Here is a 15,688-nt window from a genome sequence, read left to right on the forward strand (position 1 = left end):
GGAGCAAACTATGGAAGAGGCCTATCGTCAAGCACGCAAGCGCGGCGAGCAAGGACGTCGACGCGCCATTAGCCAAAGCGAGCATCCATACCTTACGGACCTCGACAGTTTGGTTGCCCAGCTCCCCTTAGGTCAGCGAGAGAATGTCGGCCTGCGGGATATTCCGCTCGAAATGGTTGTCGGCACGGTTACCAAGGGCCGTCAGTCCGCCTTTTCATGCAACTTTATGCCCCTGCTGCCGTTTAGCACCGAGTTCGCCCACAAGTGGTCCAACCTCTACGACATTCAGGTAACCGAGGGCTATCGCGACCCCATCATCGTCACCGAGTTCATGCATCGGTTCTATGTCCAGGAGGGCAACAAGCGCGTCAGCGTCCTCAAATTCCTGGACGCCCCGACGGTTTCGGCCAAGGTCACCCGCCTCTACCCCGGCAAATGGGATTCCGTCGAAAGCCGCCTGTACGGCGAGTTCTGCGCGTTTTGGAGCGTCTGCCCCCTATACGAGATCGAGTTCTCGCGCGAAGGAAGCTACGAGACGCTCGCCAAGATGCTCGGTCAGAACCTTATCGAAAAATGGCCCCAAAAAAAGGTCGATTACCTGCGCCACACCTTCCTACTCTTTAAGCGCGCCTACCTTCGCGCCGGCGGCGACCACCTGGACATTACGCCCGCCGACGCCATGCTCGTCTACCTCCATGTGTACAACCAGGACCGCCTGCTGGATACGCCGACGGATATCGTCGTAAACCGCCTGTGCAAGATTTGGCGCGAGCTGGTCATTGCCGGGAAAAGTGACGAGGACAAGGTCGATCTTGTCGAAGCGCCAAACGTCGATGAGGAGGAGTTGCCCGCCAAGTCCACCTCCGGCATGCTCAACTTCTTTATGGGCAAGACCGTCTATTCGGCGGCCAACCCCCTGCGCATCGCCTTTATCCATGAATTCACCTGTGCGACGTCGAGCTGGGACAGGCTGCACGACCAAGGGCGTCAGTATCTCGATGAGCACTTTGGCGGTATCGTGCGCACCGAGGCGTTTGAGGACTGTCACGATCCGGACGTGTTCTATGCCGCCGTGGAAACGGCTGTCAAACATGGAGCAAACGTCATCTTCTCGACCTCGCACCGCCTGATGGAATACACGCTCAGGGCTGCCGTTGAATATCCCCGGGTTCGGTTCCTTAACTGCTCCATCGGCCTTCCTCACCAAAGCGTCCGTTCGTACTTTGGCAAGATGTACGAAGCAAAGTTTCTCCTGGGCGCCCTTGCCGCCAGCATGGCGGACAACCACCGCATCGGTTACCACGCGTCGGTCTTCGCCTCGGGCGCACTCAGCGAGATCAACGCCTTTGCGATTGGCGCCTCGCTGCTCGACCCCCGTGCGCAAATTATCCTAACCTGGGGCGATGTGCCCGCCGGAGGCCTTGCCGAGGCCATGTGCCGCGAAGGCGTGAGCGTCATGACCGGCGCCGACATGTCAAAGTCGCTCGAAGACCCCACGGCCTACGGACTCCACCGCCTGGTCGATGGCAAGGTTACCGGCATTGCCATGCCGGTATGGAACTGGGGCCGATACTACGAGCTTATCGTGCGAAGTCTGCTGCATGGCACCTGGGACGAGACCAGTGACGACAGCCGGGTCCGCGCCGTCAACTACTGGTATGGCATGAGCTCGGGCGTTATCGACATTCGCTACGCTCCGGGCCTGCCCTATCAGACGCGCAAGCTTGTTCAGCTCCTCCGCAATGGCATCGTCGAGGGCTCCATCAATCCATTTGGCGGCGAGCTCCATAGCCAAGACGGCGTGGTGCAGATTGAGGGCTTTCCCCCACTGCCGAGCACGCAAATCGTCGAGATGGACTGGCTGGCCGACAACGTGGTGGGCACCATTCCGCAGCCTGACGATGAGCCGAAGGTCCGTGCTCTATGAAAATCCTTGCCATAGCCGATACCGAAGAGCGATGCCTGTGGGAGTGCTTTCGCAAGGAACGCTTTGAGGGTGTCGACCTAATTTTGTCCGCTGGCGATCTGGACCCGGACTATCTTGAGTTTTTGGTCACGGTCATCAACAGGCCGCTCATCTACGTGCGTGGCAATCACGATGACCGCTACGCGCGTCATGCACCGGGCGGCTGCATCTGTGTCGAAGACACCGTGTACGTGTATCGCGGCGTCCGCATTGCGGGGCTTGGCGGCTCCATGCGCTATCGAGATGGCGCTAACATGTACACCGAGCACGAGATGGCCAAGCGCGTGCGCAAGCTGTCCCGCAAAGTGAGGATGGTCGGCGGCTGCGACATCTTGCTCACCCATGCGCCCGCCGCCGGCATGGGCGATCTGGACGATCTGCCGCATCGGGGATTCGAATGCTTTAACACAGCGCTCGAGACATGGAATCCCGATTACATGGTGCACGGGCATGTACACCAATGCTATGTTCGCGACTTTCAACGCGAACGCCAGCACACATGCGGGACGACGATTATCAACGCATGCGGCTATACGCAGTTTGAGCTGGACGAGGCGCGCTACCCCATCCGTGGATGGCAGGCAGCCTGGCTCAATTCGCAAACCATGCGCCGCGAGCTCAAGCGCCACGAGGCAATAGAGTCCTCAACCGCCAGAACCCCCTGGTAACCACCACAAAGGGGACAAGCACCTTTGTGGTGGTTCCGGACATCTCGACGCTACAGCGCGGCGATGACCTTATCGCCCATCTGGGTCGTGCCGAGGATCTTATCGGCAGGGGTACTGGCATCGGCAATGTCGCGGGTACGCCAGCCTTCGTCAAGCACACGTGCCACGGCATTTTCGATCCAAGCAGCCTGCCCACCCATGTCGAGCGCGTACGTGAGCAGCATTGCCGCCGACAGGATCTGCGCGAGCGGGTTAGCGATACCGAGCCCCGCGATGTCGGGCGCGCTGCCGGCGCTCGGCTCAAACAGCGACACGCCATCGCCCAGCGAAGCCGAGGCAAGCATGCCGAGCGATCCGGTAATCTGCGCCGCCTCGTCGGAGAGAATGTCGCCGAACATGTTCTCCGTAACTACGACGTCAAAGTCGGCCGGTCGGTTAATGAGCTGCATGGCGGCGTTGTCGACGAGCAGGTCCTCAAGCTCTACATCTGGATACTCCTCGTCATGCACGCGATGCACGACCTCACGCCACATGCGGCTCGTCTCCAATACATTGCGCTTGTCCACGCTTGTCACCTTGCCGCGGCGCTTGCGAGCTGCCTCGAACGCCTGGCGGGCGATGCGCTCAACTTCGTACTCGCGGTACTCCATTACGTCAACCGCGCGCTGGCCAGCCACACCGTCGGTGCCCGCACCGCCCTCGTCATAAAAGCGCTCGTGCTTGCCAAAGTAAATGCCACCGGTAAGTTCGCGGACGAGTACCATGTCAACGCCCTTGATGACTTCGGGACGAAGCGTCGATGCGCTGGCAAGTGCGTCGTAGATTTTTACGGGACGAAGGTTGGTATAGAGGCCGAGTTCTTTGCGGATACGCAGCAAGCCTTGCTCGGGGCGCGGGGCCGCCGGATCGGTCGAATCCCACTTTGGGCCACCGACGGATGCCAACAGCACGGCGTCCGACGCCTTTGCCGCCACAAGGGTTTCATCGGGCAGCGGATTGCCGCACGCATCGATCGCCGCGCCACCAATCAGGTGATCCTCAAAGGCAAACTCTACGCCGGCGCGCTTGCCCACGGCAGCCAGCACCTTCTTACCCTCGGTAATAACCTCGGGCCCAATGCCGTCACCAGGAAGACAGCAGATCTTATAGGTCTTCTTCACATTGCAGCTCCAGCTCTCGCTACTCGGCCCGTTTGCAAACGGATTATCCAGCTTGACCGTCATAATCGCTTACGCCTCCTGAGCCTTTGCCGCGACAATCTTGGCACGCGTGCGCGCAACCAAACCGCCGGCCTCGATAATCTCGGCAATAAATGGCGGGAACGGCTCAGCTGTAAAAGTCTCGCCAGTACGCTCGTTGGTGATGACACCCGCATCGGTATCGACCTTCACGGTATCGCCGGCACAAATCGCATCGACAGCTTCGGGGCACTCCATAATGGGCAGGCCCACGTTAATGGCATTGCGATAGAAGATGCGTGCGAAGCTCTTGGCAATAACACACGACACCCCTGCAGCCTTAATGGCAACCGGGGCATGCTCACGCGAAGAACCGCAACCAAAGTTCTCCTCAGCCACAATGATGTCACCGGGCCTCACGGTAGAGGCAAACGCGGGATCAATATCCTCCATAGCATGCGAAGCCAAATGCGCATGATCCGATGAGTTCAAATAACGAGCAGGAATAATCACATCAGTATCAACGTCACGACCATATCGAAAAACCGAACCTTCAAAGTTCATATCATTCTCCGTTCAAACATGGAATGCGGGGGATTTGATATTTACTTACTTACTCGGACAGTCCTGCTCGCACGGAGAGCACATTAAGTGCTCTCCGGCTCGTGCGGAACTCGACGCAAGCAAATATCAAATCCCTCGTTCGCGTTTCGGCTACAAAAAAGCTAATGGGAAGTTAGCGTTCGCCTTCGGCGAACAAAAAAGTGCCAGGACTGTCCGCAGTAGCGAGCAAAGGTCGAAGGACCCCGTAGCCCCTACAGGTCAGACGGCAAGCATATGTGCCCCGCCACGGCAGAAGCAGCCGCCACGGCCGGCGAGGCCAGATAGACCTCGGACGTGGGGTCACCCATACGGCCGACAAAGTTGCGGTTGGTCGTAGAAACGCAACGCTCCCCCGCCGCCAAGATGCCCATGTAGCCGCCCAGGCACGGACCGCACGTGGGCGTGGAGAACACACAGTTGGCATCTAGGAAAATGTCGGTCAATCCCTCCTTCATGCACTGGCGGAAGACCGCCTGGGTCGCCGGAATCACGATGCAACGCACCCCGTCGGCAACCTTATGGCCGCGCATGACCTCGGCCGCAGCACGCATATCCTCGATACGTCCGTTGGTGCACGAGCCGATTACCGCCTGGTCGATCATGATGTGACGGCTCTCGCTCACCGGATGGGTGTTGCTGGGCAGATGCGGCCACGATACGCACGGCTTAATGTCGGCCGCGTCAATGGCAATAACCTGGGCATACTCGGCGTCTGGATCGGCGTGATACTCAACGTAATCACGTTCGCAGCGCCCCTTGAGCCAGGCACGGGCAACATCATCGATCTCGATAATGCCCGCCTTGCCACCCGCTTCGATCGCCATGTTCGAAATTGTCATGCGACCTTCCATCGACAGGCCCTCGATGGTGCTGCCGGCAAACTCCATGGCCTGGTACAGAGCACCGTCCACGCCGATCATGCCGATAATGTGCAGGATGATGTCCTTGGCGGTGGCGCCGTCCTCAAGCTCGCCGTTAATCTCAAAGCGAATCGTCGGCGGCACCTTAAACCATGCGCGCCCCGTGGCAATGCCCACGCCGGCGTCTGTTGAGCCCACACCGGTCGAAAACGCACCCAAGGCGCCATACGTGCAGGTATGCGAGTCGGCACCGATAATCAGATCGCCCGGGACCACCACGCCGCGCTCGGGCAGCAGGGCATGCTCAATGCCCGCGCAGCCTTGCTCGTAATAGTGCGTCACATGCTGCTCGTGCGCAAAATCTCGCATCTTTTTGGTCTGCTCGGCGCTCTTGATGTCCTTGTTGGGCGCATAGTGATCGGGCACCAGGCAAACGCGGTCGCGATCGAACACCTCGGTGGCACCCAGCTCGCGAAAGACATCGATCGCGATAGGTGCAGTAATATCGTTGGCGAGCACAATGTCCAGGTCGCATTCGACCAGCTGGCCCGGCTTTACCTCGTCCAGGCCTGCGTGTGCCGCCAAAATCTTCTCTGCTACGGTCATGGGACGTGCCATGTGATTCCCCTCTCGTACGGGCGCATGCCCGGCTGGTGCCTGTTACTTTCCCGCCTTGGAACGGTTGGTCTGAATCATGCGGTTAATAGCGTTGATGTAAGCCTTGGCCGAGCTCACGATAATGTCGGTATCCGCGCCGCGGCCGGTGTAGATCTTGCCGTCCTCGGCGGTGATGCGCACCGTCACCTCACCGATGGCGTCGATACCACGCGTAATGGCCTTAACGTTGAACTCCGTCAGCTCGCCATGGGCAGAGATGGCCTTGTCAACCGCCTTGTAGGCCGCATCAACCGGACCAGTACCCGTCGAGCAAACCACCCGTGTCGCGCCGTCCTCGTCCGTGATGGTCGCCGTGGCCGTAGGAATGAGCGGATCGCCGCAGGAAACCTGGAGCGCGTCGAGGGTGTAGATCGCCTTGACCTCGCGCTGGCGCTCCTGAATCATCGACTCCAGGTCCTCGTCAAATACTTCCTTCTTTTGATCTGCAATCTCCAAGAAGCGCTGATAGATCGACTCGAATTCCTCATCGCCAAACGTATAACCCAGCTCAGCGAGACGATGGCGCAGCGCCGCATGGCCCGAACGTGCCGAAAGGATAATCTCGGATCCCGCTGCACCCACGTCCTTGGGATCGATAATCTCGTAGGTGTCACGCGCCTTGAGCACGCCATCCTGGTGAATGCCCGAGCTGTGGGCAAACGCATTAGCGCCCACAATGGACTTGTTGGGCTGCACGTTAATACCAGTAATTGAACTGACGAGCTTGGATGCGCGCGTGAGCTCGGTCGTCACGATATCGGTATGTGCATCCAGGTCCTGCTCGTGCATCCTCATGGCCATGACGACCTCCTCGAGCGCCGTGTTGCCCGCGCGCTCGCCCAAGCCGTTGATGGTGCACTCGATCTGCGTCGCGCCATTGCGGACGGCCTCGAGTGCAAGGGCTGTGGCCATGCCCAGATCGTTATGCGTGTGGACCGAAATCGTAACGTCCTCGATGCCGGCCACGCGCTCGCGCAGATCGCGAATACGAGCACCAAACTCCCAAGGCAAGTTATAGCCCGTGGTGTCCGGAATATTCACGACCGTAGCGCCGGCCTTGATCGCTGCCTCGATAATGCGGACCAGGAACTCCTGATCGGAGCGGCCCGCATCCTCGGCATAAAACTCGACATCGTCGACAAACTTACGAGCGTGCTTTACAGCGTGAACGGCACGCTCGATAGCCTCGTCTTCGGTCATATGGAGCTTGTCGCGCAGATGGCTGGGGCTCACACCCAGACCGGTATGGATACGGGGCCTCTGAGCCGTCTTGAGGGCGTCTGCCGCTACTTCGATATCCCTGTCGACCGCACGGGTGAGACCGCATACCGTGCACCGGTCACCCGCGATCTTGCCAATCTCCTGCACGCTGCGAAAGTCACCGGGGCTCGAAATAGGAAATCCCGCCTCGATCACGTCGACATTCATACGTACCAGCTGGCGTGCAATAACGAGCTTTTCCTCGGTATTCATGCTGGCGCCGGGAGACTGCTCCCCGTCACGAAGCGTTGTGTCAAAGATTGCGATTTTGCGGCTCATGATTTCCTCCTGACAGGCTAAAGATACAGTTGGCTTTCAGGAGAGATGGAGTGCCTCAAGATAGAATAATACCCGTGTCGCTCATCACGCCCAAAAGCGGCGGAAGATAGCGCACCCGGGTACAACTAATCGTTATAGCGAAATTACAACCCTAGCGCGCTATCCAATCTAGTAGCGCTAGGCCTAGGAGCTGCTGTTTGTTATAGAACATGTCTGGCTCCTTTCAGCCTCGGGTATTCACTACATTGGGCTAAAGTGTAACACAGGCAAAACGACGCGCAACGGGGATTTTGAACCAAAACCACCACAAAGGCGCCTATCTCCTTCGTGTTGGTTTTGGCCCGAAATAGCAAGGAACCCGGTCCTGCACGAGACAGAACCGGGTTCCTTTAGCAATGCTTGCTTTGCTCAGGCAGTAACTAGAAGTTACTCAGCCAGGAAGTCACGCTGGACAGCGGGATCGACCTTGACGCCAGGGCCCATGGTGGAAGACACAGAGATGGACTTGACGTACTTGCCCTTAGCTGAAGAGGGCTTGACGCGCAGGATCTCGGTGTACAGGGCAGCGTAGTTCTCAACGAGCTGCTGCTCAGAGAAGGACTTCTTGCCCAGGGGCACGTGGCAGATGCCATAACGGTCGGCGCGATACTCAACGCGGCCGGCCTTGAGCTCGGAGACCATCTTGGCGACGTCCATGGTCACGGTGCCGAGCTTGGGGTTCGGCATGAGGCCACGGGGACCAAGGATCTTACCGATGCGGCCAACCTTGGCCATCATGTTCGGCGTAGCGATAGCGGCGTCGAAGTTGATCTCGCCCTTCTGAATCTGGGCGACGAGCTCGTCGGAACCGATGATATCGGCGCCGGCAGCCTCGGCCTCACGGGCCTTCTCGCCCTCGGCGAAGACGGCAACACGAACGGTCTTGCCGGTGCCGTGGGGCAGGGAGATGGAACCACGGATGTTCTGGTCAGCCTTACGAGTATCGATGCCCAGACGGAAGTGGGCCTCGACGGTCTCGTCGAACTTGGCGGTGTCGAGCTCCTTGATGAGCTTGGCAGCCTGAAGGGGGGTGTAGAGCGTGGCGCGGTCGACCTTCTCGGCAGCGGCGTTATAGCTCTTACCATGCTTAGCCATGTGCATTACCTCCTGTGGTTAAACGGGCGTGAGCCCTCCCACATCGTATCGTGTGCCCTATTGCACACATTTAACGGGCGCCCCGGTCGGAGCACCCGTCGTTACCTAGAAAAACGCTACTCAGCGATGGTGACGCCCATGGAACGGGCGGTACCGGCGATGATCTTCTTGGCGGCGTCAATGTCGTTGGCATTGAGGTCCGGCATCTTGATCTCGGCGATCTTGGTGAGCTGCTCCTGAGAGAGCTGGCCAACCTTGTCGGCCTGGGGCTTAGCGGAACCAGACTTGAGGTTCAGCTCCTTCTTGATGAGGTGAGCCGCCGGCGGAGTCTTGGTGATGAAGGAGAAGGACTTATCCTCGTAGACAGAGATCTCAACGGGGATAATGTCGCCCTTCTTGTCCTGCGTCTCGGCGTTAAAGGCCTGGCAGAACTGCATGATGTTCACGCCAGCAGCGCCCAGGGCGGGGCCGACGGGAGGAGCGGGGTTAGCGGCACCAGCAGGAATCTGGAGCTTAATGACGTTGGCAACCTTCTTCTCAGCCATGGTCATTCCTTTCGAATCACGAGTGTGAAGTACTTGCTATATCGTAAGCACGCACGTGTTAGAAGCACTCCTGAGATGAGCAGTCACAGAAGAAGCACGCTCGCGCGAACGGACGAAAACTTAAGCGATGACAGCGACCTGGTTAAAGTCAAGCTCGACCGGCGTCTCGCGGCCAAAGATCATCAGCGTGACCTTGAGCTTGCCTGCCTCGGCGTTAACCTCGGAGACCTTGCCATCAAAGTCGGTAAGCGGGCCATCGGTGACGCGGACGGACGTACCGACCTCAATATCAACCGACGTACGCTTGGGCGAATCGCCCTTACCGGGACGACGAGTCATCTTATTGTACTCGTCGCGGGAAAGCGGAGCGGGCTTGCCGTTGCCGCCCAGGAAACCGGTGACGCCGGGCGTGTTGCGAACACACGTCCATGCATCGTCATCCATCTCCATGCGAACCAGGACATAACCCGGGAAGATCTTAGAATCCTTGGTCTCGCGCTTGCCACCCTCTTTGATCTCGGTGACGCGCTCCATAGGAATCTCAATATCAAAGATACGATCCTGCATGCCCATGGTCTCGATGCGATGCTCGAGATCGGACTTAACGCGGTTCTCGTATCCAGAGTAAGTGTGGACGACGTACCAACGCTTAGACATGGTTTAGCCCCTCAATCCAGAGAACAGAGCAAGAGCCTCGCCAAAGCCAGCATCGAGCAGAGCGATGACGACGCCGACGACGATCAGAGAAGCGCAAACGACGACCGAGTAGTTCACGAGCTCCTTCTTATCGGGCCACGTGACACGCTTCATCTCGGACTTCACCGAAGCAAAATACTTCTTGGTGCGGGCGAAGAAACCGGGCTTCTCGTTCTTCTTGGACTTCGCAGCCTTCTCGCTCTTCTTGGCAACGGCCTTCTTGGCCTCAACCTTGGAGTTGGCGGCAGCTTTGTTGGCAGGCGCCTGCTGCTGTGCCTTCTTCTTGTTCTTCTTGTTGGCCATTTGGGTTACCTCCGCGCAATGCGCTTATACATGAGTAAACCGTAAGCCCCCAAATGGGAGCTTACGGAATAATGACTGGCACGCCAGGAAGGACTCGAACCCTCAACACTCGGTTTTGGAGACCGATGCTCTACCAATTGAACTACTGGCGTATGTGACTAGAGACTAGCGAGTCTCTTTGTGCAGCGTGTGGTGACGGCACCAGGGGCAATACTTCTTGATCTCCATACGATCAGGCATGTTCGCCTTGTTCTTAGTGGTCGTATAGTTGCGGCGCTTGCACTCAGTGCACGCAAGAGTAACTAGAGTACGCATGTATCCTGAACCTTTCATATCCGCCCCGTACGGGCACGAGTTGGTACTTTATCAGCTCTACGTAAGTGCTGTCAACGAAAACCTCGAATCAATTGGTTCTCGGTAGATCCATTCATATTTGGAACACATCAATGGAGCCAACGAGATCTAATCGATTCCTCACGCTCAACTTAAGAGCGAGCTAAGCGTAATCATCAGGCAAAAAGACCCACGTAGAAAAGAACCCGGCACCCATATAAGTGCCGGGTTCTCTAAGTCAGCTGTATCAGAGAGCTAATTTACTCAATGATCGTGGAGACGATGCCCGAACCGACGGTGTGGCCACCCTCGCGGATAGCGAAGCGCAGGCCCTCCTCCATAGCGATCGGGTGAATGAGGTCGCCCTCGATGGTGATGTGGTCACCAGGCATAGCCATCTCGGTGCCCTCGGGGAGCTTGACCGTACCGGTAACGTCGGTGGTACGGAAGTAGAACTGAGGACGATAACCATCGAAGAACGGGGTGTGACGGCCGCCCTCCTCCTTGGTCAGAACGTAGATCTCACCGGTGAACTTGGTGTGCGGGGTAACCGAACCGGGCTTGCAGAGAACCTGGCCGCGCTCGATGTCCTCGCGCTTGATGCCGCGGAGCAGCAGACCGACGTTGTCGCCAGCCTCGCAGAAGTCCATGGACTTACGGAACATCTCGATACCGGTAACGACGGTGTTCTGGGTATCCTTGATGCCGACGATCTCGACGGGCTCGTTGAGCTTGAGCTCACCGCGCTCGACACGGCCGGTAGCAACGGTACCACGGCCGGAGATGGTCATAACGTCCTCAACAGCCATCAGGAACGGGAGGTCGTTGTCACGAGCAGGCGTCGGGATGTACTCGTCGACGGCTGACATGAGCTCGCGAATGGCGTCCATCCACTTGGCGTCGCCCTCGAGAGCGCCCAGAGCGGAACCACGGATGACGGGGATATCGTCGCCGGGGAATTCGTACTCGGAGAGGAGCTCACGGGTCTCCATCTCGACGAGGTCGATGAGCTCGTCATCGTCGACCATGTCGCACTTGTTCAGGAAGACGACGATGTAGGGAACGCCGACCTGACGGGCGAGCAGGATGTGCTCGCGGGTCTGAGCCATGGGGCCGTCGGTAGCGGCGATGACCAGGATAGCGCCGTCCATCTGAGCAGCACCGGAGATCATGTTCTTGACGTAGTCAGCGTGGCCCGGGCAGTCAACGTGAGCGTAGTGACGGGCAGCAGTCTCGTACTCGACGTGGGAGACGGAGATCGTAATGCCGCGCTCGCGCTCCTCGGGAGCCTTGTCGATGTTCTCGAACGCAGTGAAGTCAGCCTTGCAGCCCTCGGTCTCGGAGAGAACCTTGGTGATGGCAGCGGTCAGCGTGGTCTTGCCGTGGTCGACGTGACCAATGGTGCCGATGTTAACATGCGGCTTAGTGCGCTCAAACTTCTCTTTGGCCATAAAGCCCTCCTCTAAACAGGTCGTCCCCGGACGGGACTATGCCTTTATACCATAGTGGCCTCTCAACATACTATTGAGAAGCCACCGTGTTACCTATGGTAGCGGTGACTGGATTCGAACCAGTGACGCCACGGGTATGAACCGTGTGCTCTAACCAACTGAGCTACACCGCCGGATGGAGCCTGCAACCAGACTTGAACTGGTGACCTCTTCGTTACCAACGAAGTGCTCTACCGACTGAGCTATACAGGCACTTGACGGGTGGGAGCTATAGGATTCGAACCTATGTAGGCAGAGCCAACGGGTTTACAGCCCGTCCCCATTAACCACTCGGGCAAACTCCCAATCGTTCAAGTATCCGCAGGTTCTTTGGTCTTTTGGACCGCCGCCCTCGCGAACGAAAAAGATAATACGATGCAACCTTAGGGGCTGTCAACGAAAACCTCTAAATACACGGTGCCGGGCGTATCTATATACCTTTGACCTGCGGTTTTGCTGAATTTAGATATGAAGGACGGCGAATTTGGCTGCGCTGGCGACATTTCCCGAGGGAACACTTTGGTGTGGTGGAGTACGCTTGCGGCATCGACTTTCGATAACGACCCTTCTGCACTATTACATAGGTCGTGATCGGGCTTCCCTGGCTCGATCGAGCGTGGATAGTCTCCCACTTTTGACATGACCCAAGGTCAAAGTGACCGATCTCCACGCTCATTCACTAAGTGGTAGATTTTCCGCGCTCGTATGTCCGGAAATCCTCGCTCAATAAGGAAGACCTGAAGCCTCGCCGCTTCTGTCTCAATCTGTAACAGCAAAAGGCCCATTCCGCTCCTACCTGTTACAGATCGAGACATTTACCAACCAACCCAACCATCTATCTAAATCTATAACAGTAAGAACGGTTTTCCTCTCCTATCTGTTACAGATTGAGACATTTGTTGGCCGGACCAGACCTTTATCTCATTCTGTAACAGCTAGACAGTCATTTCCCCAATTGTTACAGGTTGAAAATGTCCATTGCGTGCCTATTGATCCATCTTTCGATATCACACGCCAGCCATGTCGCCACCGACAAATCCACGCGCCCGCACGGGGCGCGACGAGATCCAGAACGCCTATCAGGGTTTCGCCAAGCAGTTTCAATCCACGCGCCCGCGCGGGGCGCGACCGATGATTAAGTTCATCGACATCAGCGGTTGGCAGTTTCAATCCACGCGCCCGCGCGGGGCGCGACTTGACTACTCCTTCTTATCGTACTTGTAGCTATTGTTTCAATCCACGCGCCCGCGCGGGGCGCGACTCGATGGAGTAGTCCGTTGCGATCTCGCGCACCAGTTTCAATCCACGCGCCCGCGCGGGGCGCGACGCCGACAGCCGGACGCTCACGGTCATGGCCTTGTCGTTTCAATCCACGCGCCCGCGCGGGGCGCGACCCACATTGTATGCGGAGCACAAGGCGGGACGCTTGTTTCAATCCACGCGCCCGCGCGGGGCGCGACGAAGCGCACGAAGAACTATCGTGTTGATTCTGTGGTTTCAATCCACGCGCCCGCGCGGGGCGCGACATCTCGGCTTCTCGTTCCGCATCACCGGCAACTCGTTTCAATCCACGCGCCCGCGCGGGGCGCGACTGTCTCCTAACTGGACAAATACCAACTATTCGACAAAGCAATCTTACATCCAAGTCGCAACAAAGCTAACACAGATTACGCGACCTGCGGTTCCTTAATTCCGTTGTCAAAGAACGCGCGCGAACATCGTAATAAATCGACATCACTTGCCATTCGCGCGATATCGAGCTAGACAATTAGCGAAGACTCAGGGTCATAAGGTTTCTTCGCACCAAAATGCTCCACCTTTCTTTGCCAATTCTTCCCGAGGTAATATACGCGCAGACTATCTTTTGACTCATCAATAACAGACCGGAGCTCGCTTTTCATTTTTTCAAGCTGTCCGGAATCCACCATGCACTCAAACACAGAGCACTGAACGTGCTGACCATAACGCAAGCATATTTTAGACACGCGCCTAAGCCGAGAGGCGCCCGATAAATCCGATGTCGAGACGTCGTAGGAAACCAAAACGTACATGGCTATCTCCAACAAAAAGCGGGATAGTCATTCATATCCCCGCGTAAATAACGCGAAAGCAACTGCGCTTGGACAAATGGAAGCAGTCCAATTTTGACCTTTTCATCCAGGAAAGGATGTTTGATTTCTTCTTGCTTCCTTTTTTGCCAAGCATCCAGAACGCGCTTAAGCGCCGCATTGCTAAAGAAGCAACCTCCGCCAGCATCGAACTCAAAATCTGTCCTATTCAGTTGTCCGCGATTGAATAGCGCTACTACAAATCGGTCAATCAGAGGAGCGCGAAACTCCTCAAGCATATCAAGTGCTAGACTCGCTCTTCCCGGCCTCGGCTGATGGTAGAAACCCATCTGAGGATCAAGGCCAACGGACTCGCACGCCGTAGCTATCTCACGAGATGCCAGGGTGTAGAAAAACGATAGTGATGCATTGACGGGATCTTTTGGCGGCCTTCTATTTCTGCCAACAAATTCGGCACAGACTTCTTTATCCTTAATTAACGAGGGAAACGAATCGAAATAGACGTGGGCAGCACCCCCTTCCACGCCTAGCAGTTCCTCACGCGACGCCACAGAGCCCAGCGTATCCAATCCGTTGGAAAACGTATCAATCGCATTTGAGAGACCATCTCCGTTCTCGGGGTGCTCTCGCTTATGTCGCAGCAATACCGCGCGTGAATTATAAAACTTCGCCGCCATAAATCGTTTAGCCAGCACGAGCGATCGGGTCGGGTCCGCCGCCACCTCATATTGAGCTTTTCTCAAAAGCACGTTCCCCGACACCGGGCCCTCAACTCGGGCGGCGAATCTCCCCTTCTCATCGAGAACAGACACCGAGATGCCCCTCGCGGCACACGCATACAAAAGTGGAGCACTCGCACCCGCATAGTTAAATAGAACAATACCCTCGAGCAGATGAAGAGGAACCCTTAACACGTCCTTGCCGTCAACTCGAACACATGCGTTGTCGTCCTTCTTGCAGACATAGGCATCCTTGTTCGTAACGTAAAGCGTGTTGAACAGCTTTTTCATCTTTCGCTCCCCTCACAACTCCAGACCCATCCGCTTTAAATAGTCACGAGCGTCAACGCTGCAGATATCTGGAAGGCATTTGTCCACCAAGGAGCACCTTCGGCACTTATGGCTTCTAAGCGGCAGCGGGGTTTTCTGTTGCTCAAACAACGAGTGCATTCTTCGGCATAGCTGTTTGACTCTTTGCTTTAAAGCTAAATCAATGATGACTTTTTCTCTTCGTCGTGTTTCACCATAGAACAGATACCCCTCATCGATTGAAAGGCCCAGCATTTCCTCGATGCACATTGCCTGTGCCGCCACTTGAATCCGGTCCCAATCTTCGATTTTTGGCTTACCTACCTTGTATTCAACCGGACGAACAGAACTGCCTTCAGCACCGAGCCTGTATTCGACAATATCGGCTATGCCATAGATTCCCAAAGAATGGCTAACAAGCCTGACCCTTCGCTCGCAACGAAAACCCCGCAGCGTTGAATATCCCTTAGTGTCAGCACGAGTGTGAAACAGATTCCCTCGAACCGTATCGAAGCTATCAGACCACTCCTGCTCAAGATGGATCAGAGCCCACTGACGCTCACAGTATGCAATATGCTGTAACCCAGAAAGCGCCAGCAGGTCATCATCACCAAACATA

The 15,688-nt window shown here is 56.8% G+C and carries 15 protein-coding genes, 4 tRNA genes and 1 CRISPR repeat array; of the genes, 2 read left to right on the forward strand and 17 right to left on the reverse strand.

What is annotated here, in order from left to right; genetic code table 11:
• The first annotated feature begins 10 nt into the window (after positions 1-10).
• Both ACTQVX_RS06880 and ACTQVX_RS06885 read left to right on the forward strand, forming a co-directional pair.
• Positions 11-1,927 (forward strand): BMP family ABC transporter substrate-binding protein, encoded by a 1,917-nt coding sequence (locus tag ACTQVX_RS06880; RefSeq protein ID WP_441560643.1) that lies wholly within the window; start codon positions 11-13, stop codon positions 1,925-1,927.
• On the forward strand, positions 1,924-2,634 hold the full coding sequence (locus tag ACTQVX_RS06885; protein ID WP_441560644.1) for a metallophosphoesterase family protein: 711 nt from the start codon (positions 1,924-1,926) through the stop codon (positions 2,632-2,634). The genes ACTQVX_RS06880 and ACTQVX_RS06885 overlap by 4 nt, the downstream gene beginning before the upstream one ends.
• 50 nt (positions 2,635-2,684) lie before the next feature.
• On the opposite strand, the gene leuB is transcribed toward ACTQVX_RS06885, so the two are convergent.
• From leuB to cas4, 17 genes are all read right to left on the reverse strand, one after another.
• The gene (leuB, locus tag ACTQVX_RS06890; protein ID WP_441083196.1) at positions 2,685-3,857 is read right to left on the reverse strand and encodes a 3-isopropylmalate dehydrogenase; all 1,173 of its coding nucleotides are present in this window, start codon (positions 3,855-3,857) and stop codon (positions 2,685-2,687) included.
• Between the two features lie 6 nt (positions 3,858-3,863).
• Positions 3,864-4,376 (reverse strand): 3-isopropylmalate dehydratase small subunit, encoded by a 513-nt coding sequence (locus tag ACTQVX_RS06895; protein ID WP_441560646.1) that lies wholly within the window; start codon positions 4,374-4,376, stop codon positions 3,864-3,866.
• Positions 4,377-4,627: 251 nt separating this feature from the next.
• The gene (gene leuC / locus ACTQVX_RS06900) at positions 4,628-5,893 is read right to left on the reverse strand and encodes a 3-isopropylmalate dehydratase large subunit (RefSeq protein WP_441560648.1); all 1,266 of its coding nucleotides are present in this window, start codon (positions 5,891-5,893) and stop codon (positions 4,628-4,630) included.
• A gap of 42 nt (positions 5,894-5,935) precedes the next feature.
• A complete protein-coding gene (locus ACTQVX_RS06905) occupies positions 5,936-7,471 on the reverse strand; it encodes a 2-isopropylmalate synthase (protein WP_441560650.1) in 1,536 nt (511 codons plus the stop codon).
• A gap of 426 nt (positions 7,472-7,897) precedes the next feature.
• Complete coding sequence (gene rplA, locus ACTQVX_RS06910; protein WP_154514750.1) at positions 7,898-8,605, reverse strand: 50S ribosomal protein L1; 708 nt, start codon at positions 8,603-8,605, stop codon at positions 7,898-7,900.
• A 116-nt stretch (positions 8,606-8,721) separates the two neighbouring features.
• The gene (gene rplK, locus ACTQVX_RS06915) at positions 8,722-9,150 is read right to left on the reverse strand and encodes a 50S ribosomal protein L11 (protein ID WP_022093893.1); all 429 of its coding nucleotides are present in this window, start codon (positions 9,148-9,150) and stop codon (positions 8,722-8,724) included.
• A gap of 120 nt (positions 9,151-9,270) precedes the next feature.
• Positions 9,271-9,807 (reverse strand): transcription termination/antitermination protein NusG, encoded by a 537-nt coding sequence (gene nusG / locus ACTQVX_RS06920; protein WP_427718370.1) that lies wholly within the window; start codon positions 9,805-9,807, stop codon positions 9,271-9,273.
• Between the two features lie 3 nt (positions 9,808-9,810).
• On the reverse strand, positions 9,811-10,149 hold the full coding sequence (secE, locus tag ACTQVX_RS06925; RefSeq protein WP_154514754.1) for a preprotein translocase subunit SecE: 339 nt from the start codon (positions 10,147-10,149) through the stop codon (positions 9,811-9,813).
• Between the two features lie 76 nt (positions 10,150-10,225).
• Positions 10,226-10,301, reverse strand: a tRNA-Trp gene (locus ACTQVX_RS06930).
• A 13-nt stretch (positions 10,302-10,314) separates the two neighbouring features.
• Positions 10,315-10,464 (reverse strand): 50S ribosomal protein L33, encoded by a 150-nt coding sequence (gene rpmG, locus ACTQVX_RS06935; protein ID WP_102372646.1) that lies wholly within the window; start codon positions 10,462-10,464, stop codon positions 10,315-10,317.
• Positions 10,465-10,742: 278 nt separating this feature from the next.
• Positions 10,743-11,933, reverse strand: a complete 1,191-nt coding sequence (tuf, locus tag ACTQVX_RS06940; RefSeq protein ID WP_154514756.1) for an elongation factor Tu — start codon at positions 11,931-11,933, stop codon at positions 10,743-10,745.
• 96 nt (positions 11,934-12,029) lie between these two features.
• A tRNA-Met gene (locus ACTQVX_RS06945) sits at positions 12,030-12,106 on the reverse strand.
• A 3-nt stretch (positions 12,107-12,109) separates the two neighbouring features.
• Positions 12,110-12,185 (reverse strand) — tRNA-Thr (locus ACTQVX_RS06950).
• 10 nt (positions 12,186-12,195) lie between these two features.
• A tRNA-Tyr gene (locus tag ACTQVX_RS06955) sits at positions 12,196-12,277 on the reverse strand.
• Between the two features lie 725 nt (positions 12,278-13,002).
• A CRISPR array of direct repeats spans positions 13,003-13,564; the repeat unit is 32 nt; unit sequence GTTTCAATCCACGCGCCCGCGCGGGGCGCGAC.
• A gap of 168 nt (positions 13,565-13,732) precedes the next feature.
• On the reverse strand, positions 13,733-14,023 hold the full coding sequence (gene cas2, locus ACTQVX_RS06960) for a CRISPR-associated endonuclease Cas2 (RefSeq protein WP_441560652.1): 291 nt from the start codon (positions 14,021-14,023) through the stop codon (positions 13,733-13,735).
• Positions 14,024-14,025: 2 nt separating this feature from the next.
• On the reverse strand, positions 14,026-15,051 hold the full coding sequence (cas1c, locus tag ACTQVX_RS06965) for a type I-C CRISPR-associated endonuclease Cas1c (protein ID WP_441560654.1): 1,026 nt from the start codon (positions 15,049-15,051) through the stop codon (positions 14,026-14,028).
• 12 nt (positions 15,052-15,063) lie between these two features.
• On the reverse strand, positions 15,064-15,687 hold the full coding sequence (gene cas4, locus ACTQVX_RS06970) for a CRISPR-associated protein Cas4 (RefSeq protein ID WP_441560656.1): 624 nt from the start codon (positions 15,685-15,687) through the stop codon (positions 15,064-15,066).
• Position 15,688 lies beyond the last annotated feature (1 nt).

The sequence above is a fragment of the Collinsella sp. LCP19S3_A6 genome (assembly GCF_052122015.1).
Taxonomy (GTDB): domain Bacteria; phylum Actinomycetota; class Coriobacteriia; order Coriobacteriales; family Coriobacteriaceae; genus Collinsella.

Bases quoted from the DNA above. Each gene is read 5' to 3' on its own strand.
- ACTQVX_RS06895 (WP_441560646.1), bottom strand. From the start codon at position 4,376: ATGAACTTTGAAGGTTCGGTTTTTCGATATGGTCGTGACGTTGATACT.
- secE (WP_154514754.1), bottom strand. From the start codon at position 10,149: ATGGCCAACAAGAAGAACAAGAAGAAGGCACAGCAGCAGGCGCCTGCC.
- leuC (WP_441560648.1), bottom strand. From the start codon at position 5,893: ATGGCACGTCCCATGACCGTAGCAGAGAAGATTTTGGCGGCACACGCA.
- cas1c (WP_441560654.1), bottom strand. From the start codon at position 15,051: ATGAAAAAGCTGTTCAACACGCTTTACGTTACGAACAAGGATGCCTAT.
- nusG (WP_427718370.1), bottom strand. From the start codon at position 9,807: ATGTCTAAGCGTTGGTACGTCGTCCACACTTACTCTGGATACGAGAAC.
- ACTQVX_RS06885 (WP_441560644.1), top strand. From the start codon at position 1,924: ATGAAAATCCTTGCCATAGCCGATACCGAAGAGCGATGCCTGTGGGAG.
- leuB (WP_441083196.1), bottom strand. From the start codon at position 3,857: ATGACGGTCAAGCTGGATAATCCGTTTGCAAACGGGCCGAGTAGCGAG.
- cas4 (WP_441560656.1), bottom strand. From the start codon at position 15,687: ATGTTTGGTGATGATGACCTGCTGGCGCTTTCTGGGTTACAGCATATT.
- cas2 (WP_441560652.1), bottom strand. From the start codon at position 14,023: ATGTACGTTTTGGTTTCCTACGACGTCTCGACATCGGATTTATCGGGC.
- ACTQVX_RS06905 (WP_441560650.1), bottom strand. From the start codon at position 7,471: ATGAGCCGCAAAATCGCAATCTTTGACACAACGCTTCGTGACGGGGAG.
- tuf (WP_154514756.1), bottom strand. From the start codon at position 11,933: ATGGCCAAAGAGAAGTTTGAGCGCACTAAGCCGCATGTTAACATCGGC.
- ACTQVX_RS06880 (WP_441560643.1), top strand. From the start codon at position 11: ATGGAAGAGGCCTATCGTCAAGCACGCAAGCGCGGCGAGCAAGGACGT.
- rpmG (WP_102372646.1), bottom strand. From the start codon at position 10,464: ATGCGTACTCTAGTTACTCTTGCGTGCACTGAGTGCAAGCGCCGCAAC.
- rplK (WP_022093893.1), bottom strand. From the start codon at position 9,150: ATGGCTGAGAAGAAGGTTGCCAACGTCATTAAGCTCCAGATTCCTGCT.
- rplA (WP_154514750.1), bottom strand. From the start codon at position 8,605: ATGGCTAAGCATGGTAAGAGCTATAACGCCGCTGCCGAGAAGGTCGAC.